Source organism: Methylophilus sp. Leaf416, from assembly GCF_001424665.1.
Lineage (GTDB): Bacteria > Pseudomonadota > Gammaproteobacteria > Burkholderiales > Methylophilaceae > Methylophilus.
In genome coordinates, this window is sequence record NZ_LMQS01000001.1 from 182,593 (window position 1) to 206,685 (window position 24,093).

Annotated in this window: 22 protein-coding genes; 12 read left to right on the plus strand and 10 right to left on the minus strand. The window is 49.0% G+C overall.

Translation table 11 applies throughout. The features are described from left to right. Window positions 1-112 precede the first annotated feature (112 nt). A complete protein-coding gene (locus ASG34_RS00845; RefSeq protein WP_055825358.1) occupies window positions 113-1,096 on the plus strand; it encodes an integron integrase in 984 nt (327 codons plus the stop codon). A 39-nt stretch (window positions 1,097-1,135) separates the two neighbouring features. On the opposite strand, the gene ASG34_RS00850 is transcribed toward ASG34_RS00845, so the two are convergent. From ASG34_RS00850 to ASG34_RS00875, 6 genes are all read right to left on the minus strand, one after another. Then, complete coding sequence (locus tag ASG34_RS00850; RefSeq protein WP_055825361.1) at window positions 1,136-3,322, minus strand: putative bifunctional diguanylate cyclase/phosphodiesterase; 2,187 nt, start codon at window positions 3,320-3,322, stop codon at window positions 1,136-1,138. A 165-nt stretch (window positions 3,323-3,487) separates the two neighbouring features. Then, window positions 3,488-4,408 (minus strand): oxygen-dependent tRNA uridine(34) hydroxylase TrhO, encoded by a 921-nt coding sequence (gene trhO / locus ASG34_RS00855; protein ID WP_055825364.1) that lies wholly within the window; start codon window positions 4,406-4,408, stop codon window positions 3,488-3,490. Between the two features lie 125 nt (window positions 4,409-4,533). Continuing rightward, window positions 4,534-5,202 (minus strand): formylmethanofuran dehydrogenase subunit C, encoded by a 669-nt coding sequence (locus ASG34_RS00860; RefSeq protein ID WP_055825368.1) that lies wholly within the window; start codon window positions 5,200-5,202, stop codon window positions 4,534-4,536. After that, window positions 5,199-6,122, minus strand: coding sequence for a formylmethanofuran--tetrahydromethanopterin N-formyltransferase (gene fhcD / locus ASG34_RS00865; protein WP_055825372.1), 924 nt, complete (start codon window positions 6,120-6,122; stop codon window positions 5,199-5,201). Before fhcD ends, ASG34_RS00860 begins: the two co-directional genes overlap by 4 nt. Continuing rightward, complete coding sequence (locus tag ASG34_RS00870) at window positions 6,122-7,789, minus strand: formylmethanofuran dehydrogenase subunit A (RefSeq protein ID WP_055825375.1); 1,668 nt, start codon at window positions 7,787-7,789, stop codon at window positions 6,122-6,124. Before ASG34_RS00870 ends, fhcD begins: the two co-directional genes overlap by 1 nt. Beyond that, window positions 7,786-9,003 (minus strand): hypothetical protein, encoded by a 1,218-nt coding sequence (locus ASG34_RS00875; protein ID WP_055825378.1) that lies wholly within the window; start codon window positions 9,001-9,003, stop codon window positions 7,786-7,788. The genes ASG34_RS00870 and ASG34_RS00875 overlap by 4 nt, the downstream gene beginning before the upstream one ends. A gap of 258 nt (window positions 9,004-9,261) precedes the next feature. Here ASG34_RS00875 and ndk point away from each other — a divergent pair, with 258 nt between their 5' ends. The 11 genes from ndk (at window position 9,262) to der (ending at window position 20,642) form a co-directional block, all read left to right on the plus strand. Beyond that, window positions 9,262-9,666, plus strand: a complete 405-nt coding sequence (ndk, locus tag ASG34_RS00880) for a nucleoside-diphosphate kinase (protein ID WP_055825381.1) — start codon at window positions 9,262-9,264, stop codon at window positions 9,664-9,666. Between the two features lie 167 nt (window positions 9,667-9,833). Then, window positions 9,834-10,982 (plus strand): 23S rRNA (adenine(2503)-C(2))-methyltransferase RlmN, encoded by a 1,149-nt coding sequence (gene rlmN, locus ASG34_RS00885; RefSeq protein ID WP_055825384.1) that lies wholly within the window; start codon window positions 9,834-9,836, stop codon window positions 10,980-10,982. Between the two features lie 3 nt (window positions 10,983-10,985). Continuing rightward, complete coding sequence (gene pilW / locus ASG34_RS00890; protein ID WP_055825387.1) at window positions 10,986-11,783, plus strand: type IV pilus biogenesis/stability protein PilW; 798 nt, start codon at window positions 10,986-10,988, stop codon at window positions 11,781-11,783. Continuing rightward, the gene (locus ASG34_RS00895; RefSeq protein WP_055825389.1) at window positions 11,784-12,995 is read left to right on the plus strand and encodes a RodZ domain-containing protein; all 1,212 of its coding nucleotides are present in this window, start codon (window positions 11,784-11,786) and stop codon (window positions 12,993-12,995) included. Window positions 12,996-12,997: 2 nt separating this feature from the next. Next, window positions 12,998-14,284 (plus strand): flavodoxin-dependent (E)-4-hydroxy-3-methylbut-2-enyl-diphosphate synthase, encoded by a 1,287-nt coding sequence (gene ispG, locus ASG34_RS00900; RefSeq protein WP_082487944.1) that lies wholly within the window; start codon window positions 12,998-13,000, stop codon window positions 14,282-14,284. Between the two features lie 21 nt (window positions 14,285-14,305). Further along, window positions 14,306-15,565: a histidine--tRNA ligase gene (gene hisS / locus ASG34_RS00905; RefSeq protein ID WP_055825392.1), complete on the plus strand. Its 1,260-nt coding sequence runs from the start codon at window positions 14,306-14,308 to the stop codon at window positions 15,563-15,565. A gap of 106 nt (window positions 15,566-15,671) precedes the next feature. Then, window positions 15,672-16,496, plus strand: coding sequence for an ATP-binding cassette domain-containing protein (locus tag ASG34_RS00910; protein ID WP_055825395.1), 825 nt, complete (start codon window positions 15,672-15,674; stop codon window positions 16,494-16,496). Between the two features lie 10 nt (window positions 16,497-16,506). Beyond that, window positions 16,507-17,316 (plus strand): ATP-binding cassette domain-containing protein, encoded by an 810-nt coding sequence (locus ASG34_RS00915; protein WP_082504764.1) that lies wholly within the window; start codon window positions 16,507-16,509, stop codon window positions 17,314-17,316. A 32-nt stretch (window positions 17,317-17,348) separates the two neighbouring features. Then, a complete protein-coding gene (locus tag ASG34_RS00920) occupies window positions 17,349-17,987 on the plus strand; it encodes a YfgM family protein (protein ID WP_055825399.1) in 639 nt (212 codons plus the stop codon). Between the two features lies 1 nt (window position 17,988). After that, the gene (gene bamB / locus ASG34_RS00925) at window positions 17,989-19,209 is read left to right on the plus strand and encodes an outer membrane protein assembly factor BamB (RefSeq protein ID WP_082504765.1); all 1,221 of its coding nucleotides are present in this window, start codon (window positions 17,989-17,991) and stop codon (window positions 19,207-19,209) included. Further along, window positions 19,209-20,642: a ribosome biogenesis GTPase Der gene (gene der, locus ASG34_RS00930; RefSeq protein ID WP_055825400.1), complete on the plus strand. Its 1,434-nt coding sequence runs from the start codon at window positions 19,209-19,211 to the stop codon at window positions 20,640-20,642. Before bamB ends, der begins: the two co-directional genes overlap by 1 nt. Window positions 20,643-20,721: 79 nt before the next feature. On the opposite strand, the gene ASG34_RS00935 is transcribed toward der, so the two are convergent. The 4 genes from ASG34_RS00935 to ASG34_RS00950 form a co-directional block, all read right to left on the minus strand. Next, a complete protein-coding gene (locus ASG34_RS00935; protein ID WP_055825405.1) occupies window positions 20,722-21,702 on the minus strand; it encodes a S49 family peptidase in 981 nt (326 codons plus the stop codon). A 100-nt stretch (window positions 21,703-21,802) separates the two neighbouring features. Next, complete coding sequence (locus ASG34_RS00940) at window positions 21,803-22,153, minus strand: Rieske (2Fe-2S) protein (RefSeq protein ID WP_055825408.1); 351 nt, start codon at window positions 22,151-22,153, stop codon at window positions 21,803-21,805. Next, window positions 22,150-22,803, minus strand: a complete 654-nt coding sequence (locus ASG34_RS00945; protein WP_055825411.1) for an HAD family hydrolase — start codon at window positions 22,801-22,803, stop codon at window positions 22,150-22,152. Before ASG34_RS00945 ends, ASG34_RS00940 begins: the two co-directional genes overlap by 4 nt. A gap of 33 nt (window positions 22,804-22,836) precedes the next feature. Further along, entirely contained in the window at window positions 22,837-23,958 is a 1,122-nt protein-coding gene (locus ASG34_RS00950) for a pseudouridine synthase (protein ID WP_082504766.1), read from the minus strand. Between the last annotated feature and the right edge of the window lie 135 nt (window positions 23,959-24,093).

Sequence of the window (24,093 nt, forward strand, 5' to 3'; positions counted from 1 at the left end):
TCTTCATTGAATTTTATTTAAATCCATGCCTACAATTAATTTCATTAACCATATTGTTATATATTTCAATATATAAATAAAATTTAGTGCACCTGATAATAGAGATTAAAAAATGGATAGCCCACCTTTATCATCATCTCCGCCCAAGCTTTTCCCGAGCATTACTGAGCGTTTAACGACACTTCAATACAGCAAGCGCACCGAAGAATCTTATATTCAGTGGATTAAACGGTTTATTACTTTCCATGGCAAACGTCACCCACGGGATATGGGTGGTGAAGAAATAGAGGCTTATTTAAACCATCTGGCTGAAGAAAAGAAAGTTTCGGCCAGCACGCAAAACCAGGCCAAAAGCGCCCTGCGTTTTTTATATGAACAGGTGCTGGAACGTGAATTACCTGTGATGGAAAACTTGGTGAAAGTGAAAGCTCATAAAGCGCTGCCTCTAACCCTGACCAAACACGAAGTACAGGCCATCCTTTCAAACCTGAATGGCTCGATATGGTTGATCGCCAGCTTGCTATACGGCAGCGGCCTGCGTGTCATGGAGTGTTTACGGCTGCGCGTCACCGATATTGATTTCGCCAAACTTGAGATTTTTGTACGTGATACTGAAGGGTATAAAAACCGCATTACCCTGTTGCCTGCTAGCCTGGTTGAACCGTTGAAAGCGCATTTACTGGAAGTACAGTCATTACATGAAGAAGACCTTGCTAAAGGATTTGGCGAAACCAGAATGCCAGCAAGCTTAGCCAGGAAATATCCTGAGGCGGGTAAAGATTTGGCATGGCAATATGCCTTCCCTTCGAGCAGGCTTTCAGTTACCCAACAAACAGGGGCTATTTATCGCCATCATGCTGATGAAAAAACTGTACAACGTGCAATTAAAAAGGTGGTGAAACAGGCGGGGATTAAAAAATTAGTCACCCCCAATACATTCCGCCACAGTTTTGCTACCCATCTATTGCAGGGCGGGCAGGATATTCGTACCGTGCAGGAGTTACTGGGTCATGCCGATATAAGCACCACCATGATTTACACGCAGGTGGTGAATATTGGCGGGCGCGGCGTGGCTAGTCCACTCGATGTTATTTAGTGCTGCATTGATTGCAGATAATAGCGAATCGCACATAAGTTATGCAGCCGAAGATAGAATTTTAAGGCTGATTAAACGGGCAAACTGCATGGCTGGCATAGGATTGCCAAACAGGCTTCCCTGTCCTTCCTCACAGCTTTTCTCCCTTAAGTAGTTGTATTGGCTGCGGGTTTCAATGCCTTCTGCAATCGCTTGCAGATCAAAACCGTGTGCTATATCGAGCGTGGCACAAACCACTGAATCATCTTGCTTGTGCTCCAGCATGCCATGCACAAATGAGCGGTCAATTTTAATGCGCGTTAAAGGATAGGTCTTGAGCAAACTTAAAGAAGCATAACCAGTACCAAAATCGTCAAAAGCAATACCTACGCCAGAACTTTTTAACTTGCGCAGCGTTTCAAGCACCACTTCATCGCTATCCAGTGCAATATTCTCAGTCACTTCCAGCTCAAGAGCCTCGGGAGGCAAGCCATGTTTGGCCAATGTCTGCATGACTTCTTCCAGCAAGTTGCCTACTCTGAACTGTGCTTCAAACAGGTTGACGCCGATACGCAAATGGCTCGCGCCATGGCGTCGCCAGTATGAAACTTGAGCACATGCTTCATCAAGCACCCACGAGCCGACGATTGCAGCCAGCGGCCCGCCTTCCAGCGCTTGCATGAATGCAGCCGGTGCCAGGATGCCACGTTTGGGGTGATGCCATCGAATTAAGGCTTCTGCACCGGTAATGGCACCAGTGGCTAAACTGACTTGCGGTTGATAATAGAGCAGAAATTCGCCTTCATCAACCGCCCGGTGCAATTCCATGGCATATAGGCGACGTGTGACGGCTTCCATCCTTAGCGCTGAAGTAAACAGAAACGCCCGCCCACGCCCACCTATGCTTTTGGCTTTAAACAAGGCAAGGTCTGCATTGCTGACCAGCTCTAATGCTTCATGCGCTTGCAGAGGTGCCAGTGCTACACCACAGCTTGCTGCAACGCGTATTTCGTGACCATTAATGATGATTGGCTGCGCAATTTGAGAAATCAATACATTCGCAAACGCCAGTGCCTCTTCAGCATTGGTAATATTCGGGACGATGATGGCAAACTCGTCGCCGCCAATTCTGGCGACCAGGCCAGGCGCATTGACCACTGCAGACATGCGCATCGAGACGGCTTGCAGAACTTTGTCTCCGATCGTGTGGCCCAGTGTGTCGTTGACGTCTTTAAAGCCATCAAGGTCAATGATGAAGACAGCTGCCGGCTTGGGGATGAGCAATGTTTCTTCGACCACGCGATAAAACCTGCCGCGATTGGCCAAGCCGGTGAGTACATCAATATTGGCGCGCTGGCGCAGCTCAGTTTCTTCAATGCGCTGTGCAGTGATATCTTTCAAAATGGCTTCAAAACGCATTTTGCCGGCTTCTTTCCAGCTAAACAGTGATAAGCCCAACAGGAACTCGGTACCGTCTTTGCGCAAACCAAAAATTTCTGTTGGCGTTTCCAGGTAATCCAGCGAACCTGTTGCTACAGCACGATCTATAATATCTTTCAGAACAAAACGTTCACGCTCAGGGATAAGTATATCGATCGGCTGGCCTATCCCTTCTAACACCTCATAACCATGCGAGTCGGCTGCCGCCCGGTTCCAGGCAACAATCTGGCGATGCTCGTTAAACCAAACCACTGGTGAACCTGAGCTTCCGGCGTACTCTTCAAAACTGGGGCGGTTGCGGTTACTTGCAGTTTCAATACGCCTCAATTCCAGGCGGTCAGAAACCATTTGCGCTAACTCTTTCAGGCGGCGCTGATCTTCTTCTGAAAAATTAAAATGTGGCTGGTTATCTACCACACAGAGTGCGCCCAGCGCCAAACCATTTGGGGATAATAGTGGTACACCTGCGTAAAATCTGAGATTGGTTGCGCCGGTGACGAGGGGATTATCGTAAAACCTGTCATCAAGCGTTGCATCGGGCACCACCATGACTTGCGTCTGATTGATGGCATGCGCGCAGAATGAAACATCGCGGCTCATATCCGCTTCACCAATCCCCAAACTGGCAGCAAAGAACACTTGGTCGCTGCCTATGATGTTCACGGCGGCCACTGGCATGCCAAACATACGTGAAGCAATATGTACGACAGGATCTAAACTGGGTACCAGGCTTTCATTGTCGAGGCCATGCTCTGACAAAGCAGCTAATCGTTCTTGTTCAGTGACTAGTATTGCAGGACATTTCATCGCAGTCTCATGTTCCTGGAGCTTTGGATTAATGGGCTATGCCTAATAACTACTGGCTACTGACACATCATGCAAGTATCATGACATATATTTACATAAATACTAACCAGGAACTAGTCTGACTTTGCGGATTTATTTACACTTTGGCAACTATATTTTGCCAGTTTAATTCTTTTGTTTGTCCCCGATATGGCTTTGTCCGCGCACCTTGGCTAGCTTGACCTGTTTTTGACGCTCACGCAGCGATTCACGTTTGTCTTCTGTGAGTTTTTCAGAGCAATAAGGGCAAGAGATGCCTGCTTCGTATTGCTCACTCAACTTTTCTTCACTGGTCAGCGGCATGCGACAAGCGTAGCACTGGTCATGATCACCAACTTCCAGGCCATGTTTGACTGCAACGCGCTGATCAAAGACGAAACAATCGCCCTCCCATAAACTTTCTTCTTTCGGCACGGTTTCCAGGTATTTGAGGATGCCGCCCTGTAAGTGATAGACCTCTTCGAACCCTTGCTGCTTCATAAAGGAGGATGCTTTTTCGCAACGGATCCCGCCGGTACAAAACATGGCTACTTTTTTGTGCTTGGTTTTATCCAGATTGTCTGCGACATACTTCGGGAATTCACGAAAGGTGGTGGTTTTCGGGTCAACCGCATTTTTAAAAGTACCGATATGCACTTCGTAATCGTTACGCGTATCCAGCAAAATCACATCCGGATCAGAAATCAGCGCATTCCAGTCTTCCGGTTTCACATAGGTACCGACCACCTCGTTCGGGTCTACCCCCTGCACGCCCATGGTGACGATTTCTTTTTTCAGTTTGACCTTCATGCGATAGAAAGGGTGCGTGTCAGCCCAGGATTCTTTATGCTCAAGGTCAGCCAGGCGCGGGTCCTGACGCAGGTAATTCAAAATTGCTTTAATATCTTCCGGCTTACCGGCAATGGTGCCATTGATACCTTCATTCGCCAGCAGCAAAGTGCCTTTAATCCTGAGCATCAGGCATTGTTCCAGGATAGGTTGTTGCAGAGCTTTGTAATTATCCAGGGTAACGAATTTGTAGAGTGCGGCGGTAAGGTATTGACTCATTTGCGAAGTAGCTTTGTTTCAAAGAGTCGCATTTTACCACCCTAAGCCGCTGAATGAAAAAGGGAAATGTGCAAAAAAGAAAACGGGCTTAGCGCCCGTTTCATAATAATTGATCCAGATCAAATTTATTGAATCACTAAAATTTCTGCTTTGCCCAAACCGCCCATATCACCCATCCAGCGATGTACACGCAAACTGCTAATCTCGGCAAACCGGCTATCCAGCAATTTGAATGATTTATAAAGGATATTCAGGAAAGGTAATTTATGCGGCCCACAATCAATCCAGGTTGCTTGTGCCGCAGGTGTTTTTGCCAGCAAAAGCGTGCCGCGTTTCATGCCGTAACCTAGATAAGCACTGGTAGTGCCCAGCACACCCAAGGTTCCCGCCATCATGTCGGAAGCACAATAGTCTCCGACATTGCCTTCAATCAGCAACATGCCTCGGCGCATGCGATCACCAGCACGTGCGCCAGCATTACCCTTGCAGATGAGCACCCCATTTTGGAGTTGTGCACCCAGAAAATCGCCGGCATCCCCTTCAACAATCACCTGGCCAGTAGTCATGCCAAAACCAATATAAGCATGCTGTGAGTCGGTGTTTTTAAAGGTGACTTTCAATGTTTCAACACTGTTATCAACGCTTACCTCGAATACTTCACCCACAGTTGAATGTTTAGTCAGTTTGATAGCGGTAATTTCAGAGACTGTTTTACCCTGCAAAGCTTGTGGCGACAATGCACGGCAATCAATCTGGCGCGAGACGGGTTTGGCGGTTAAGACGATATGGCTCATACGGCCTCCCCACTTAAAATTGGACGCAGCTTGAAGTGATGCGGACCCAGTTTTCCACCATAGTTACCAGCAGAAATACGCAAAATGCCATTCTCTTTGCCCAAACCGCAAGCAGCTTCAATACCGGCTTTCATAGAAGCGGCAATATCTTCAAATGCCAGGCCATTCACCACAATCTCCATCACACTTTCTACACGCGGATCAAGCTCGCTTTTTACCGCGCCTTTTAATGTCGGACAGAAAGCATCATTGGTACTGGCAAACATTTTGGGATATTTGCTACCAACTTTGGAGCCTGAACGCACCACGCCACCCGGAAACGGCATGATCACATTCGGGAAAGTGCGCATGGCATCAATCGCCGCTTCACACGCAGTCAACACTTGCGCCTGGCTTGTGCCTAACACCAGAAAGTTACCGCCACCAATCGCGCGCACCATGCCAGTGGTTTCTTCGGTGAGAAACTCGCCATCCATCACGGGGATACGCCAGTAGCGCTTGAGCTTGCCTTCAGCATTGGGAATCTGTTTGGAGATTTGATTACCATCACCAAAAAAGCGCAAATGCTTGCCTAGGCTGATCATATCTTCGGACTCGATACCCGCAAAGGCGGCCGCAGTCGGACAAGTCAGGATACATTGCCCCATGCGGGTTTCCAGCTGCTGCATAAGCACTTTACTACCCATGGCAAACAACAGCACACTGACACCCGGACGGCCATCAGGCGTTTCGTTCTCAGTCAGTTCGCGTTCTATGCCTGCCTCTACACCACAGCCGATCACGCTGGTAGCAAAACCGGTCATGGCATTGGCTGCGTTGTAAGCCCAGCGCAAATTTTGCGCAGTGATCAATACGCGCGTGGCGCGCATATTGAAGGCTTCAGCAAAAGTGTCGTCTATTTCTACGCCGTTAATAACCATCATGCCCCCTGCACATGGTTAATGACATGGTTGCGGCCATCTTCCGCAATATGGTCATTACTGATTTTGAAGTGTTGCATTTGCATGGTGTGATAGCGATCAAAATACTGCTTGATGTCTTTCTCAACGCCCAGGTCAAATGCAGGCTTGGCAGTATGGGTAGCGCCCCATACTACTTTAATGACTTTTCCTTCTTTCACTACCAGTTCACCATCCTTAAACACCAGGTCAGGCTTGCTAAACATGGCTTCTTTGTCAGGCTGGTCGGTATAAACGGTAATATCGGCGGCGGCACCCACGCCCAAATGCCCCCGGTCTTGCAAGCCTATCAATTTGGCCGGCGCTGAACGTGTCATGGTGGCGATTTCGTAAAGCGTGTATTCGCGATCCAGCGCTTTCAGGTTACTCATCGCCTGCGCATCCAGGTTCAGTTTATCGAAAGCATCATTACGGAATGATTTGTCCATCAGCAAGCGGATCAAATGCGGATAGGTCGTAAATGGTGCACCGTTTGGATGGTCAGTCGTCAGGAACACACGCCATGGATCATCCACACTCAGGAACACCTCAAGGCCAATCGCCCACTGCAAGGCATTCACATAATTTTCGTCACGGTATTTGAATGGCACTACGCCGCAACCGGCATCGCACTCAATATCCATAATCACCGATTTTTTCGGGTTAGCCACTTTGGCGTTCAAATGCTGCATCATGTTGTCGCCAGAGGCAGTCACGGTCTGCCCGAACAGTATCTGGCCGACATCGGCAGTAATGTGTTTGTTTTGATTGATCGCTTCCGCAATATTGGCGGCGGCGGAAGAGAATTTCTTGTCGCCTTCAGTGCCGTAGCTATGGAATTGGATATGCGTTAAGTGCATAGGCAAACCATCACTGGCACCCATTGTATCCAGGGTAGTCTGGAAGTTGCCAGCTACCCCCAGGTTGTTACAGTGCACATGTAATGGTTTGGCGATACCAAGGTCATTCACAGCACGGCTCAGCGCCTGCAAAATACGGCGCGGCGTGATGTGGTAATGGCTGTGCTGCTGGTCCAGATCCTGGCGACGCTCGTTGAACTTGAACGCGGAGATACCACCCGGGTTTACCACCTTGATGCCTATGGTCTGTGTAGCATGCAAGGTCCAGGCAACGTAATCATTAATCGTTTTCTGGTCGGCATTCTGGCTGAGCAGGCGTAACAGGTAATCATCGTTGCCCAGCATGGCGTAGCCGCCTTTATCGATCATGGGTGTATCGCCCATTTCCATATGGGCCTGGCGGGCATTCACGGCCAGTATCGCCGGCTCAAATGCTGCGGTATAGCCCATCTCGATATAGCGCATACCTGTATCGGTGGTATTCGGCGTTGCGTGGTGGCTGCAATTGGCACCGCAAATATGCGCTTCAGGTTCCTGCATGCGGCGCATATCCTGGTATTCAGGGAGCAGCATGCGTGCAATATTCACTTTGCCGCCACCAATATGGCTGTGCATATCGATCGCACCAGCCATCACAATTTTGCCGTTCAACTCATGCGCCTGGTCGATTTTCTCGGTCTCGGCGGGCTTGGCGATAATGCGGCCATCACGGATATAGATATCTTCCAGTACGCCATCTTTATGATGGGCAGGATCAATTACCCTGGCATTTTTTAGCAACGTAATCATGCCTGCTTCCCTTCATTGGCTATGGCTTGTTCAATCAAAGCAACTACTTTAGATAAAGTAGGGACATCAGAAGGTTTGGCGGCTGTCAGCGGCAAAGTCACCGAGCCATCGACGCGGAATTGCTGACCGCCAGTATCCAGGCCTGGTGTGGCTACCGGGATAAACACCGCTGGCGGTGTGGTAAATTTGCTATCGGCTGCGCCCAGCACAATCACTGGCGAAACTTCGGCAGGCGGCATGGCTTCCGGGCTAAAACTGTTTACCCAGACGACTGCATCATGGTCTTGCCAGTGAGGCGCATCAATAATCACGCCATTGAGCCAGGTATGTGCGTAATTCACGCTGGTATCACCATCGCTGCCTCCCAGTGACAAGCCCATGGCGCGCGATTTCTGGTTCAGGGCAACCACGGTTTCGGTAATATTTTCTATGGTTAATTCTGCATGCTCGAAATGCAAGTCTTTGGACACCCAGACCAGGGTAGCGTATTTTGCGGCTTTTAGTGTTTCAGCCAGCGCGGCAAGGGTGCTGACTGGCACACCCGCAATATTTTCACCAGCCACAGGTTTGTTCATAATCAGTGCGCGCAAGGCAGACACAACTTCTGGCAAATGCTCCGAAGCACAGGCTATCATTTGCGGTGCGCGACCATCCGGCGAAACACCCGCCTGCGTTTTTAGCTTATCGCCACCCAGGTAAATAATCTGCCGGGCTGACGGTTCGGTAAACATGGCTTCGTCTACCCATACTACGCGCTCAAAAAAACGCGCATTGTGTGTGACCACATCGGTGCCTATCATGAGGATCACATCTGCGCGGTTGCGCACTTCAGTCAATGTCGTCGTTTGCCAGCCTCTATGCTGCAACACTTTCATATTGCGCAAAGTACTATCTGCATTCAAGTGTGTCATATCCGCACCGTTCTGGTTTGCAAGGCTGACCAATGCACGCGCGCCATGCACATCAGTACTGCTACCGGCGATCAAAGGCGATTGTGCCTGCTGGAGCAATTCGGCCGCTGCTTTTACCGCTTGCGCCAAGGAAACAGCTTGTCCATTAACCTGAGGCTGCACATTCAAAGAGGTAGACCGGGCGTAGAATTTCGCCGCCTTGCCACAAGAAAACTGCTGTTTGGCAATTGTATCCGCCGAAATATCGTCGCATAACAAGCCACACGCCGGGCAAGCATGCATAGTCTGTTCTGTATTTACCATATGTGGAAAGATCTCTCGTCTACGCTGAAAAAACTAACGCCATCGTTGAAAACAATCACATCATACAAACATCTAAACTAGATGGATAGAAAAAATAAAGCAGGGAATGCGCGTTATTTAGGCTATTGAAAATAAAGCTACCGGGAATCAATGATCCACTCATACATAAACAATCCGTAATCAAGGTTTATCAATCACGTTAAAAATAGTAGAATAGCTGTTTGATTTTTCTTGTTAATTAACTATATTGGAGTTCTCATGGCTTTAGAGCGTACACTTAGCATTATCAAACCAGATGCCGTTGCAAAAAACGTGATTGGTCAAATTTACACACGTTTTGAAAACGCTGGCTTGAAAATCGTGGCTGCTAAATTCACGCAATTGACACAAGCTGAAGCTGAAGGCTTTTACGCTGTTCACAAAGAGCGCCCTTTCTTCAACGACCTGGTTAAATTCATGATTTCCGGTCCTGTGATGATCCAGGCTCTGGAAGGCGAAAATGCTGTCCTGAAACATCGTGAACTGATGGGTGCAACCAACCCTAAAGACGCTGCCCCTGGCACTATCCGTGCTGACTTCGCTGAAAGCATTGATGCGAACGCAGTGCATGGTTCTGATAGCTTGGAAAATGCTGCGATTGAAATCAAATACTTCTTTGGATAATCATTGAATCGACGCCGGAAACGGCGTTTCCTGCTAAAAATGATTTCCTTATGGATTCATGTTTTAAAGCGTCATCATTTTTTAGCACGCCTTCACTGATTTAGCAGCCTGATGATTTAAAGGCGAATAATGCAGAAGGCCAATGATTGAAATCGAGAAATGGAATTTTGGTTAATTTACTGAATTTGAACCAACCGCAACTCGCCGAGTACTTCACCAGTATCGGCGAGAAGCCTTTCCGCGCCAAGCAGCTCATGCGCTGGATGCATCACTTCGGGGTACTAGACCTCGACCAGATGACCGATATCGCCAAAGTCCTGCGTGAAAAACTACGCCAGGAAGCCGAATTTAGATTGCCAGATGTACAGTTGGAACAAGTTTCCGACGACGGTACCCGCAAATGGCTCATCGGTACAAACAACCTGAAAGACGGCACTTCAAACAGTGTAGAAACCGTTTTTATCCCTGAAGATGACCGTGGCACTTTATGCATTTCCAGCCAGGTTGGCTGCGCACTTGAATGCACCTTTTGCAGCACAGGTCGCCAGGGCTTCAACCGTAACCTGACAGTATCTGAAATTATTGGCCAGCTTTGGGTAGCCAATCACTCTTTACGACAGGCTGAAGGCTATAACATGCTGCCCGCGAGTGACCGCATTATTTCCAATGTGGTCATGATGGGCATGGGCGAACCGCTCGCCAATTATGAAAATGTCGTGACTGCAATGCAGATCATGCTGGATGACAGTGCTTATGGCTTAAGCCGCCGTCGTGTGACTTTGTCGACTAGCGGCATGGTGCCGGCTATGGATAAACTGAAAGAAGATTGTCCGGTCGCGCTGGCCGTATCATTGCATGCGCCTAATGATGCCTTGCGTGATGAAATCGTGCCTATCAACAAAAAATACCCAATTAAAGAGCTGATGGCGGCATGTGAACGCTATCTTGTCAAAGCGCCGCGTGACTTTGTCACTTTTGAATATGTGATGCTGGATGGTGTGAATGACACACTTGAGCATGCCAGACAATTGCTGGACGTAGTGCGCAATGTGCCATGCAAGTTCAACCTGATCCCGTTCAACCCTTTCCCGAATAGCGGTTACGGAACTTCCAAACCAATGCAGGTGCGGGCGTTTCGTGATATGTTAATGCAGGCTGGCTACGTGGTCACTGTACGCAAAACCCGTGGGGAGGATATTGATGCTGCTTGTGGTCAACTGGCCGGTAAAGTGCTCGACAAAACCCGCCGAACAGAAAGAATCATCGCCATACAATCTGGTGCTATCCAGCCTGATGCTTTGCAATCTGGCCAATAAGTCATGAAAAAGAATTTTTTTGCGCAACACTTACTGATATTGCTGACTGCATGCGTGTGGCTGGCCGGTTGCGCACAAAATCCTACCACCGGAGCCAATACTGCGCCTTATGATCAGCAGCCCATCGGCCGTGAAACTGGCGATGTGGAATCCGCCCGTGTGCATACCGAACTGGGTGCAGAATATTTCCGCCTCAAACGCTACGATGTGGCACTGGAAGAATTCAATACAGCGATTGAACGTAGTGCCAGCTATGCGCTGGCTTATAACGGCCAGGGGCTCGTATATGCAGCCTTAGGCGATAAACCCCGTGCTGAAGCGGCGTTTCAGCGTGCGATTCAATTGCAGCCTGTAAACTCAGAATCTCATAACAACTATGGTCGCTTTTTGTGTGACCAGGGCCGTTACGAGGATTCGCAAAAAGAATTCATGCTGGCGGTTAAAAATCCACTGTACAAAACTCCGCAGGTGGCTTACTACAATGCAGCCGTCTGCGCCCTGCGCAGCAAACAGAAACCGCAAGCCGAGGCGTATTTCAGCAAAGCACTGCAAGTTGATCCCTTGGCGCATGCCAGTGCTTACCAATTAGCCAATTTGCAATTTGGCCGAGGCGACGCCACTGCCGCGATGAATACTTTGCAGAATAGTGTCAGCGTTGCCCCTACCCCTGAATCACTGTTGTTAGCCGTCCGCATCTACCGTGCTTTACAAATGCCGGATGAAGCGCATCATTACAGTGTGCAACTGCATAAATTGTTTCCAAATTCCAACGAAACCAAACAATTGTTGAAAATGGAGTAAATGCAAGTGACGTCAGAAGACAGAAATCACGTCAGCGCTCTACAGGCAGAGCAGGCAGAGAAACCCAAACGTGGGCGCAAGCGCAAAGTTGAGACCGGGGCTACGCCTGATCTAAGCTCAGGCAACGGCGCTGAAACCCACACTTTTGATACGCTTTCACCGGCAATTACAGGCGATAATGACAGCATGCAACCTTCTTCACCAGATAACGAATCACCCATCACTGAAGAGTCCCCTGTGGTTTTAACTCCAGGCTCAGGCTGCGGGAATATTTTAAAAGCCGCTCGTGAATCACAAGGCCTCAGCATCCATGAAGTATGCAGCCATCTGCGCCTCGGTCCAAAGCAGATCCAGGCGATTGAACAGGATGATTTTGACAAACTACCGCAACCCAGCATCGTGCGCGGATTTATCCGCAACTACGCCAAGTTGTTGAACATTGATGTCGCGCCAGTGCTGGAAGCCTATCAGCGCATGGTCCCTAGCACTGCACCTTTGCCACTGAGCGTCAGATCTAACGCCAGCCCGTCTATTATTGACAAGCCTGCGCGCGCTATTCGCCCGCAACGTATATTAACGTTTTTTATTTTTCTGATCCTGGCTGCGATTCTGGCTTACTTTTACGTGAACCATATCAAACCGCAAGCGCTCAAGAATGCCTCTCTGGCGCTTGATGTAGATGAAATCAGTGAAACTACCGGCCAGGAAATTAATGTTCCTGCACCCATGACTGACCCTGCTGTTCAACCTGGCATAGCGGCTGATGCAACAACGGCGCCTGAAGCCACTGTTGTACCTTCAACATTGCCAGCGACAGAACCTGCGGCTGGCAATCCGGCTGAAGTTGCACCAGCCATCGCTGCGGAACCGGCAAGCACACCTTCATCAACCTCTGATAGCACGATTGTCAGCACCCCTACCCCTGCTGCCAACAATGTTATAGAGAGCACGACGCTTAAATCTGCTGATCCGCAAAAAGCCGTCCTGGTATTTAAAGTCACTGAAGATTCCTGGGTGCGCATCGAAGATATGCAAGGTAAAAAAGTCTTAAGTGAAGTGCTGACAGCAGGTAGCGAGCACAATGTGACGGCTGAAAAACCAGTTAACGTCATTGTCGGCCACGCCCAGGGGACGCAACTGACGATTGATAATCAACCTTATGATTTGACGCAGGCGACACGTGGCCGTGTTGCGCGTATTCAACTGAAATAAACATGCTACCACGTCGAAATACACGCCAGGTGATGATAGGCCATGTCGCAGTCGGTGGTGGCCTCTATGGCACGACATCCTCACCGGTGGTCGTACAAAGTATGACCAATACCGACACGGCAGATGCTGAAGGCACCATACGCCAGGTGTACGAGTTATGGCAGGCCGGTTCTGAGGTGGTGCGTATCACCGTGAACACCGCTGAAGCCGCCGCACAGGTCGCTACCATACGCAAAGGCCTGGATGCATTGGGTTGCAATGTGCCGTTGGTAGGTGATTTCCATTTCAATGGCCACAAGCTGCTGCAAGCTTACCCCGATTGCGCAGAAGCCTTGGCTAAATACCGCATTAACCCTGGTAATGTCGGTAAAGGCAGTAAACGAGATGAACAGTTTGCCGCCATGATTGAGGCAGCCATCCATTACAAAAAGGCTGTACGTATTGGTGTGAACTGGGGTAGCCTGGACCAAGCCAAGATGGCGCAAATGATGGATGACAATGGCAAATTGGCCGAGCCGTTATCTGCCGATGCTTTGATGCGTGAAGCACTCATTCAATCAGCGCTGGAAAGCGCGCAACAGGCCATCGATCTGGGCCTGAGCCCCGACCAGATTATCATTTCCTGCAAAGTCAGCAACGTACAGGACCTGGTGCAGGTTTATACCGACCTTGGCCAGCGTTGCGATTATCCCTTACATTTGGGGCTCACCGAAGCAGGCATGGGCTCAAAAGGGATTGTCGCCTCAACCGCTGCGCTGGCGATTTTATTGCAATCAGGCATAGGCGATACCATACGCGTATCCCTGACACCGGAACCTAACGAATCACGCACTAAAGAGGTCGTTGTCGCGCAGGAAATCCTGCAAACCATGGGCATTCGTTCGTTCACCCCATTAGTGACTGCCTGCCCTGGTTGTGGACGTACCACCAGCACTTATTTCCAGGAACTGGCTTTGCAGATCCAGACCTGGTTACGTAACCAGATGCCGGTCTGGCGCAGCCAATACCCGGGCGTAGAATCATTGAATGTAGCCGTGATGGGCTGCGTGGTGAATGGCCCTGGGGAGTCCAAACTGGCCAACATAGGTATTAGCTTGCCGGGCACTGGCGAAACACCGGTCGCGCCAGTGTTTGTTGATGGGGAAAAAACGGTGACCCTCAAAGGTGACCATATAGCCGAGGAATTCCAATTGATCGTTGATGACTATGTGCGCGCACATTACGCAGAAGGCGGAAAATTGCGCGCAAGCAAACCCAGCGTGATTCCTATCGTCGCCATCTCCCAATAATTCAAGCAACAAGCGTTAGCAATGACCCAAAAATTCCAATCCATCAAAGGCTTCTATGACATTTTGCCGGAAGCCACCCCGCTCTGGTTCAAACTGGAAGACACCGCACGGAAAATCCTGAGCCAGTATGGCTACAACAATATTCGCATGCCGGTGGTTGAACCCACGGAATTATTTGTACGCAGTGTGGGTGAACATACCGATATTGTCGAAAAAGAAATGTATGCCTGGGAAGATGCGCTCAACGGCGACAAACTCACCCTGCGCCCGGAAGGCACTGCAGGCTGTGTCCGCGCCGTGGTCGAGCACAACCTGACTTACAACGGCCCTCAACGCCTGTGGTATATGGGCCCAATGTTCCGCCATGAAAACGTGCAGAAAGGCCGCCAGCGCCAGTTTCACCAGATCGGTGTTGAAGCATTTGGTTTTGAGGGCCCGGATGTAGATGCCGAGCAAATCGTGCTATTGGCTCGTTTGTGGCAGGCGCTAGGTATCCAGGACGTAGAGTTACAGATTAATAGCATTGGTGATGCCGATGAGCGAGCGCAATACCGTGAAACACTGATCAGCTATTTTGAGCAACATGCTGAGCTGTTGGATGAAGATGCCAAACGGCGTTTGCACCATAACCCCTTACGCATACTGGATAGCAAAAATCCGCGTATGCAAAACATCTGTGAGGCAGCGCCTAAACTCATGGATGGTCTGGGTGAAACGTCTAAACAACATTTTGCACAGTTGTGCGCCCTGCTTACTCAGTCCGGCATTGCTTACACCATTAATCATCGCCTGGTACGCGGCCTGGATTACTATAACCGCACCGTTTTTGAATGGGTGACAACAAAACTGGGTGCACAAGGCACCATCGCTGGTGGCGGGCGCTACGATACCCTGGTAGAGCGTATTGGTGGCAACCCTACCCCTGCCTGTGGCTTTGGTATTGGCCTGGAGCGTGTATTTCTGCTCATGCAGGAATACGGCATCAACGCTCAGAACCAGCCTGATATTTACCTCGTTAACGTGGGTGAGCTGGCAGAACAAAAAGCCTTTACCGTGGCGGAAACCCTGCGTAATATGGGGCTGAGTGTGGTCCTGCATGCTGGCGGGGGTAGCTTTAAATCACAGATGAAAAAAGCAGACCGTAGCGGTGCCCGCTTCGCTGCCATTTTTGGCGATGATGAAGCAGCTGCCGATGAAATTAGCTTGAAACCTATGCTTGGTCAGGGCGAACAAACCCGCGTCAGTATTGAGCAAGTGCCGGTTATCGTACAACCGGCTTGAGAAACACAAGGAAAACGGATGTCTGAATATACATACTCTTTTACATCCTTTTCAACGAAGTTGTTGCCTGCATCCAGAAAAGTCGATTGCGTATTTTTATAGCTTCATGAACGAAATCTTACGTATTGATCAGTTAAGTATCTATCCTGCCCATGCGCCGGAACGAAAACTGGTGCATCACGTATCCCTGTCATTAGCGCGCGGAAAAACCACCTGTATTGTCGGCGAATCCGGTAGCGGAAAAAGCCTCACTGCACTGAGCGTGATGAAGTTACTGTCTCCACAATTACATATGCAGGGCCAGGTGTTATTCCAGGGGCAAGACATCACAGGCCTGGGCGAAAAAGCCATGCAAAGCATACGTGGCCGACAAATAGGCATGATTTTTCAAGAACCCATGACCTCGTTAAATCCCGTGTTGACCGTAGGCTTTCAAATCGGTGAGCCATTGCAAACCCATTTAGGGCTTAAAGGCGTTGCACTCAAACAGAAAGTCGCCGATTTATTGCAGCAAGTAGGCATTGACCCGACCCGTGCCAATAGCTATCCAGATGAGCTTTCTGGCGGCCAGCGGCAACGGGTGATGATTGCCATGAGTATTGCTTGTGAACCGGCTTTACTGATCGCAGATGAGCCAACCACCGCACTCGATGTAACTGTTCAGGCACAGGTATTGGCTTTGTTGAAAGCACTCAAAGACCGCATGCAGATGGCGATGCTGTTTATCACGCATGATTTCGGCGTAGTGGCGGATATTGCCGATGAAGTCATTGTCATGTTCAGGGGTGAAATTGTGGAAGTGGGCAGCGTAGAGCAGGTACTGCATAGCCCGCAACACCCGTATACCAAAGCCTTGTTAGCTTGCGTACCAGACGCTGAAGGTAAAAAAACACTACAGCCTATGACCTATGATTGGTTAACCCCTGCCTGAGGGAGTGCATATGTCTGATTTCATTCTGCAAGCACATCACCTGGTAAAAACTTACACCCAGCGTACTGGCGCACTCGGGTTAGGCAATCATAGTATTCGCGCACTGGATGATGTCAGCCTGCAATTGAAACGCGGTACCACACTCGCGATTGTCGGTGAATCCGGTAGTGGGAAATCCACCTTGGCCCGTGGAATATTGCGCTTGTTACCGCTGGATAGCGGCCAAGTGGTATTTGACGGGGTAGATTTCCTGGCACTGGACAAATCTGCCTTACGGGTTGCCCGTCGCGATATTCAAATGATCTTCCAGGATCCATTTGCCTCGCTCAACCCCAGAATGCGGATAGGCGACATTATCGGTGAAGGCCTGGTCATCCACCGTATCGGCAATGCCAGCCAGCAGCGAGACGAAGTCATCAACATGCTGGAAAAAGTAGGATTAAAAGCTGAAGATGCGCAAAAGTATCCACACCAGTTCTCAGGTGGTCAGCGGCAACGCATAGGCATCGCACGTGCCTTGATTTTGCAACCCAAGCTCGTGGTATGTGATGAGCCGGTTTCTGCACTTGACGTCTCTGTACAGGCACAAATCCTGTTGTTGTTAAAACAATTACAACAGGAAATGGGGCTGAGTTACCTGTTTATTACCCACGATTTAAGGGTGGTCAGACATATTGCAGATGAAGTGCTGGTCATGCAAAAAGGCAAAGTAATTGAGCAAGGAAGCGTAGAAAACATTTATAATGCACCCCAGCAAATTTATACACAACAATTACTTAGCGCAATTCCCGGTCAGGGCTTGCGTGCAGCAACCGCATAATCACTCATACTAAAAAATAAGCAGGAAATATCATGGCGTACGATTTGGAAGAACAGGAACAACTCGACGAATTCAGAGTTTGGTGGAACAAAAACGGCAAGATGGCAATCCGCCTGGTATTGGTTGCTATCGTTGCCTATGCCGGCTGGCAAGGTTACCAATCCTGGATGAACAGTAAAGCCACAGCGGCTTCTACTGCCTATCAAACACTGGTCAGCACTTCATTGCTCGACGTAGATAGCAAAAAAGCCGAGCAAATCTCTAAAGATGCACAAGCATTACAAAATGATTTCAGCATGACACCTTATGCAGGCAGAGCTGCTTTGTTTGCAGCGCGCGCCTTGCATCTGGCGAAACAAAATGAAGCCGCCGAAAAACAATTGCACTGGGCGATGGCTGAAGCCAAAGAACCTGCTATCAAACAAATGGCTGCGATTGAAATTGCAGGTCTGCAAATCGAACGTAATGCACTGGATGATGCCAAGAAAACTCTTGAAGCTATCAACGACAAAGGGTTTGATGGACTGAAAAACACCATGCTGGGTGATATCTACATTGCAAAGAAACAGGATAAAGAAGCGAAAGAAGCCTATCTGCAGGCGCTTAAAGGTCTGGATCCTGAAGGTAAACTGTTTTACCTGACTCAGCAAAAACTGGACGCATTGGGTTAACATGCAACGCTTGTCCAGTCTCCCTGCCCTGCGTATGAAAAAACCAACCTCGATTAATGCTTTCACGCTGGCTGCCTTGTTATTGCTTGGCAGCAGCCTCACCGCGTGTACCGCGTTTAATGATGTGAAAACCAATTTGAGTGAAAGTATTTTCGGGGCTGAGCCTGCTAATCCGCCAGTTGAACTTGAAGATATCAAGAGTTCATACGAAACGCGCGTAGCATGGTCAACAGATGTGGGCGAAGCGGGTCGTTATACCTACGCGCCGGTGCTGGCTGATAACATGATTTATGCCGTCAATGCCGAGGGCAGCGTGATGCAACTCTCTGCTGACAATGGCAAAATCTTATGGCGCACTGAGCTGGATGAAGCCATTAGCAGCAGTGCTGGCATTGGTGGCGGGCTGGTACTGGCTGGCACCAATAAGGGTCATTTATTTGCGCTGAACATGAATGGCAAAAAGCTGTGGAGTGCGATTCTCAGCAGCGAGATTCAGGGACAACCGCGTTACTATGACGGTACCGTCATTGTCCGCACCAGTGATCATCATATTTACGGCATTGATGCTGCTGACGGCCGCCGCAAATGGGTATACGAACGCGCCACCCCATCGCTGTCACTTAAAAACCAGGCCGGGATTGTCGTGGATGGCGGTGCTATCTACGCAGGTTTTCCAGGTGGCAAACTGGTTGCTATCCGCGCCGACAATGGCAAACTCCTATGGGAAGCCACCGTCGCCCAGCCTAAAGGCGTGACTGAAATCGAGCGTATCGCAGATATCACCAGCCTGCCGTTTGTGGATGGCGCTTTCGTTTATGTAGTTGCTTACCAAGGCAAGGTAGCTGGCGTTGATCGCCAGCGTGGGCAGATTGCCTGGAGCCGTGATATTTCCAGCTATGTTGGCCTGACGGTTGATAACAGCAAAATTTATTTAAGCCACACCATTGGTTCTGTTTACTCTTTGGATAACAGCAATGGTAAAACTTACTGGCGCCAGGGTAACCTTGGTTACCGCCACCTGACCGTGCCATTACCGTTAAGTAATGTGGTTGCAGTGGGCGATCTCGAAGGCTATATACATTTATTAAGTCAGGATGATGGCAGCTTTGTAGGCCGCATTCAGCTTGGCTCCAAACCAATCATGTCACTGGTTGCGGGAACGAATAACCAGTTTCTGGCGCAATCACGTGATGGGCACATTTATGCCGTCACATACAAGTAATGTTACCTACCATTGTTCTAGTTGGCCGACCAAACGTCGGCAAATCCACTTTATTTAACCGCCTGACCCGGTCAAGAGATGCGCTAGTCGCTGACCTGCCTGGGCTGACACGTGACCGTCACTACGGCCGCGGCATGGGCGCAAGCCAGCCGTATCTGGTGATTGATACCGGTGGCTTTGAGCCGACTGCTGATAGCGGCATTCTGAAAGAAATGGCGAAGCAGACTTTACTAGCCATTGATGAAGCGGATGTGATTATTTTCCTGGTGGATGCCCGTGCTGGCCTTACGCCACAGGAATTCACAATTGCGCAGACTTTGCGTAGAGCCCAGCGCCCTGTATTACTAGCCGTCAACAAAACAGAAGGCATGCGCAAAGCCGTTGTCAGCGCAGATTTTCATGAGCTGGGCATCGGCGAGCCACTGTCGATTTCGTCTGCGCATGGCGAAGGCGTACGCGACTTGATCGAAATCGCACTTGAAACCATTGCTGATAAGCTGGAAGAAGAGTCCGCCCCCGTCAACCCAGATACGCCAAGAATTGCGATTGTTGGTCGTCCAAACGTGGGTAAATCTACCCTGGTGAATGCCCTGCTTGGTGAAGACCGGGTCATTGCATTTGATGAGCCTGGTACTACACGCGACTCAATTGAAATTGAACTTGAAAAAGACGGCAAAAATTACATCATTATTGATACCGCGGGTGTGCGCAAACGCGGCAAAGTGTTTGAAGCGGTCGAGAAATTTTCTGTCGTTAAAACCATGCAGGCGATTGAAGACGCCAACGTCGCCATTCTGGTAGTCGATGCCAAAGAAGGTATCACCGAACAAGATGCGCACGTGGCTGCGTATATCCTGGATTCTGGCCGTGCATTAGTGGTCGCCATTAACAAATGGGACGGTTTGCAAGACGATGAACGTGAGTGGATCAAACGCGAAATTGACCGTAAATTGCAATTCCTGGACTTTGCCAAATTCCACTATATTTCTGCCCTGCGTAAAAAGGGCCTGAATGAATTACTGGGTTCTGTTGATGTCGCCTTTAAAGCGGCCATGGCCAAACTGGCAACGCCTCAATTAACGCGCGTACTGGGTGAAGCGACCACGCAGCACCAGCCACCCATTACCCGTGGAATCCGCCCGAAATTGCGCTATGCGCACCAGGGTGGTAGTAATCCGCCGATTGTGGTTGTGCACGGCAATCATATTGATGGCATCAAGGATAGCTATACCCGTTACCTCGAAGGCATTTTCCGCAAAGCTTTCCAACTGGTCGGGACGCCATTAAGAGTGCAATATCACAAAGGTGATAACCCGTTTGATAAAGAAGACGAGCGCAAACAAGGCGAAGGCCTAGTAACCATGCGTCGCCGCAAGAACGAACTCAGAGCAAAACTCAAGCAACGCAACGAAAAAAATAAAACCAAAAAATAATACTCACTTGCATTCAAATAAAAAAGGGACATTGCTGTCCCTTTTTTATTGCTTCATTTCTATGATTTCTCTTGTGCGATTATCTAAGTATTGGCAAAAGGTTTTTGGCGTTCAATCCTAATTCTTGACCCATACTCGCACCCAGTTTTTTGGCAAAGCGGTCAACCACTGTTTCCTGGTAAGTGAAATCTACAATATCAGATTGCTTGATGATTTCACGTGCTACATAATCCGCGCTGCCTTCAGCATCGGCCAAGCCAAGTTTGATACTTTCTTCACCATTCCAGAACAAGCCACTGAACGTCTGTTCATTTTCTTTCAGACGGTTACCACGGCCTTCGCGCACCACTTTAATAAATTGTTGGTGAATCTGGTCCAGCATGTTTTGTGCAAAGGCTTGTTGTTTTGGATTCACGGGTGAGAATGGATCCAGCATGCCTTTGTTTTCACCAGCAGTCATCAACCGACGTTCTACGCCGACTTTTTTCATTAACTCGGTGAACCCATAGCCATCCATCAGTACACCGATAGAACCAACGATACTGGCTTTATCGACAAAGATTTTATCAGCCGCCACGGCTATGTAGTATCCGCCCGAAGCGCAGATATCTTCAACGACCGCGTATACGGGCACTTCAGGGTGCAATTTACGCTGACGATGAATTTCATCATTAATAATTCCAGCTTGTACCGGGCTGCCGCCTGGGCTGTTGATACGCAGAATAATGCCTTTGGTACCTTTATGGTCATAGGCGTCTTTCAGGCTGCTGATGACAGCATCAGCATTCACCTGGCCACCAGCCTCAATCACACCATTGATGTCTATCAGTGCAGTATGTGCCAGTGAAGAGTTTTTGTTTGCCCCTACCCAGCCCAATAACATCAGTAGCAAGAAAAAAAGGTAGATAAAAGTTAACGACTTGAATAACACAGACCAGCGTCTTGATACTTTTTGCTCTTGCAAGCCGGCTAATGCTATTTTTTCCAGACTGGAAATCGCGGCCCCTTGTGAAGGCTGGTTATTATTCAGTTCTGGCGACTGCTGGTTTTCTTCTTGCATATCAACTTTCATTAATAAATTTTAGTCACTCTAGTTTTGGTTACTTCAACAATTTTAATCAGTTTGCCACTAATTAGTCATTCTGCGCTAAAAGAAATGGCTAAAACTGATCCAGATGCACTGTCACAATACCGTCCTGTTCACTGACTGGGATAGGCGACAATGATTTACCCTGGCATGGTCCCACGATACAACGTCCGCTCTGAGGAGAATACATGGCGCCATGAGTCGCGCAAATCAACCATTCCTGGGTCATATTGAAAAATTTCCCATGTTCCCAGTCCAGCTCTACCGGTACATGCGCGCAACGATTCACGTACGCATAGGGTTTACCCTGAAAACGCACGACAAAACCAGTGGCGTGTGGCCCCAATATAGGCATGGCAAAGCGCAGCCCATCGCCCTTCTCCAGCAGATCGTCGCTGTTAAATTTCAATATGGTTTCATTCATATGGATTCCAGCAACCATGCGCTCAATGTTGTCACATCATTAAACATATGATTCGGCGAATACTGCTGTAAATGTGTGGCAGTTTGCGAGCCGTATGTCACGGCAGCTGTGATTACACCGGCATTCTTGCCCATTTGCATGTCATATTGCGAGTCGCCTATCATCAAGGTGCGCTCAGGCATGACCACCAGTTCATCCATCAACTCATCCAGCATTTGCGGATGTGGCTTCGAAAAACATTCATCTACCGTTTTGGTAGCACTGAAATATTTAGCAAGGCCAGATTGCTGCAAGGCAGTGTTCAATCCTCGTCGGCCCTTACCGGTAGCAACAGCCTGCTTACAGCCTTTTCGGGCGATGCTAGCAATCGTCTCAGCAATACCGGAAAACAGCAGAATAGTATTTTCAGCTGCGTAATAATGCTGGTTGTAATGGGTGATCAGCGCCTGTGCCTGAAAGTTGGGAATATCGCCAAAAAGTACCTCAATCGATTCACGCAAACCCAGACCGATGATGCTGCGCGCACGCGCTTCACTTAATGCGGGCAACCCTGCTTCGGCGGCCGCTTTAATCAGCGCCTGCGTAATCATGCCGGTGGAGTCCGCGATGGTGCCATCCCAATCCCAGACAATTAAATCAAACTGCTTCACATGTAACCTTCGTTTTTTAGATCAAGAAAAACATTATTCAGCATTTAGTTGACGCTGATATTGCAGGAAATTTTCCAGTTCTTCCGGTAAAGGAGCCACTAAATGTAACGGCTCTCCGGTTAATGGATGCGCAATACGCGTTTCGCTGGAATGTAAATACATGCGCTTCAAGCGCTGTTTGCTTAGCTGCTTGTTTAACGCAAAATCACCATATTTATCGTCACCGAGAATAGGAAAGCCCAGATGAGACAATTGCACGCGTAACTGATGCGTGCGTCCGGTAATCAATTTCGCCTGTAATAAACTATATTGCCCAAGTGGTTCTTGCAAATAAAACCAGGTTTCAGAAACTTGGGTTTCAACCTCAAACCTGCCTTTGGCTGCCTGCTGTTTTGCAATCACACCACTGGATTTGAGCGATTTCCGGCCGCCAGGTTCAGTGTTGAGTAAAGGTTGCTCAACTACATGTACTCGCCGCTCGCCACTTTCAGTGACAAACTTTTGCAAATCCAGCGTGACTTTCTTTTTCGCATCCTGCCACTGCCCCTGCACCATCATGACATAGCGTTTATCCATCTTGTGCTGGCGCATGGCTTCATGCAAAGCTGTTAAGGCAGAGCGCTTCTTGGCAATCATCAGTACGCCGGAAGTTTCCCGGTCCAACCTGTGCACTAACTCAAGAAATTTCGCTTGTGGCCTTTCCAGGCGTAATTGCTCAATCACACCAAGGCTGATGCCGCTGCCACCATGCACCGCCATACCGGCAGGTTTATTCAAGGCTAGCATGGCGTCATCTTCATAAATGACCATCTCTGCAAGCTTGGCTTTCACTATTGGCAAACCAGGTTTAGGCGCAGCTTCCGCAATACGTATGGGTGGCACCCTGACCTCGTCACCGAGTTGCAAACGATATTCGGCAGTGACCCGCTTTTTATTGACACGCACTTCACCGCTACGCAAGATGCGATAGACATGGCTTTTAGGGACGCCTTTGAGCACCTTAGCCAGGTAGTTATCCACGCGTTGTGTTTCAGACGCTTCATCTACAAGCAATAGCGTTACCCGGTCACTGGCCGGTTTATCCTGATGGCTGAAAGGCTTTTCAGGGCTTGCAAACGCCACCTGTAATGGTGATGATTGTGAATTCGAGGTCATATGCAGGTGTTGCTTTGCTTTATCAGGACTTATAGATATACTGTCGGCATTCTGGGTCTGCGTTTTTTCCGGTTTCGTCGACGATTTTTTATGATGCCGACATCGAATTAACCATTGTTACAGCCGCCATTTTAC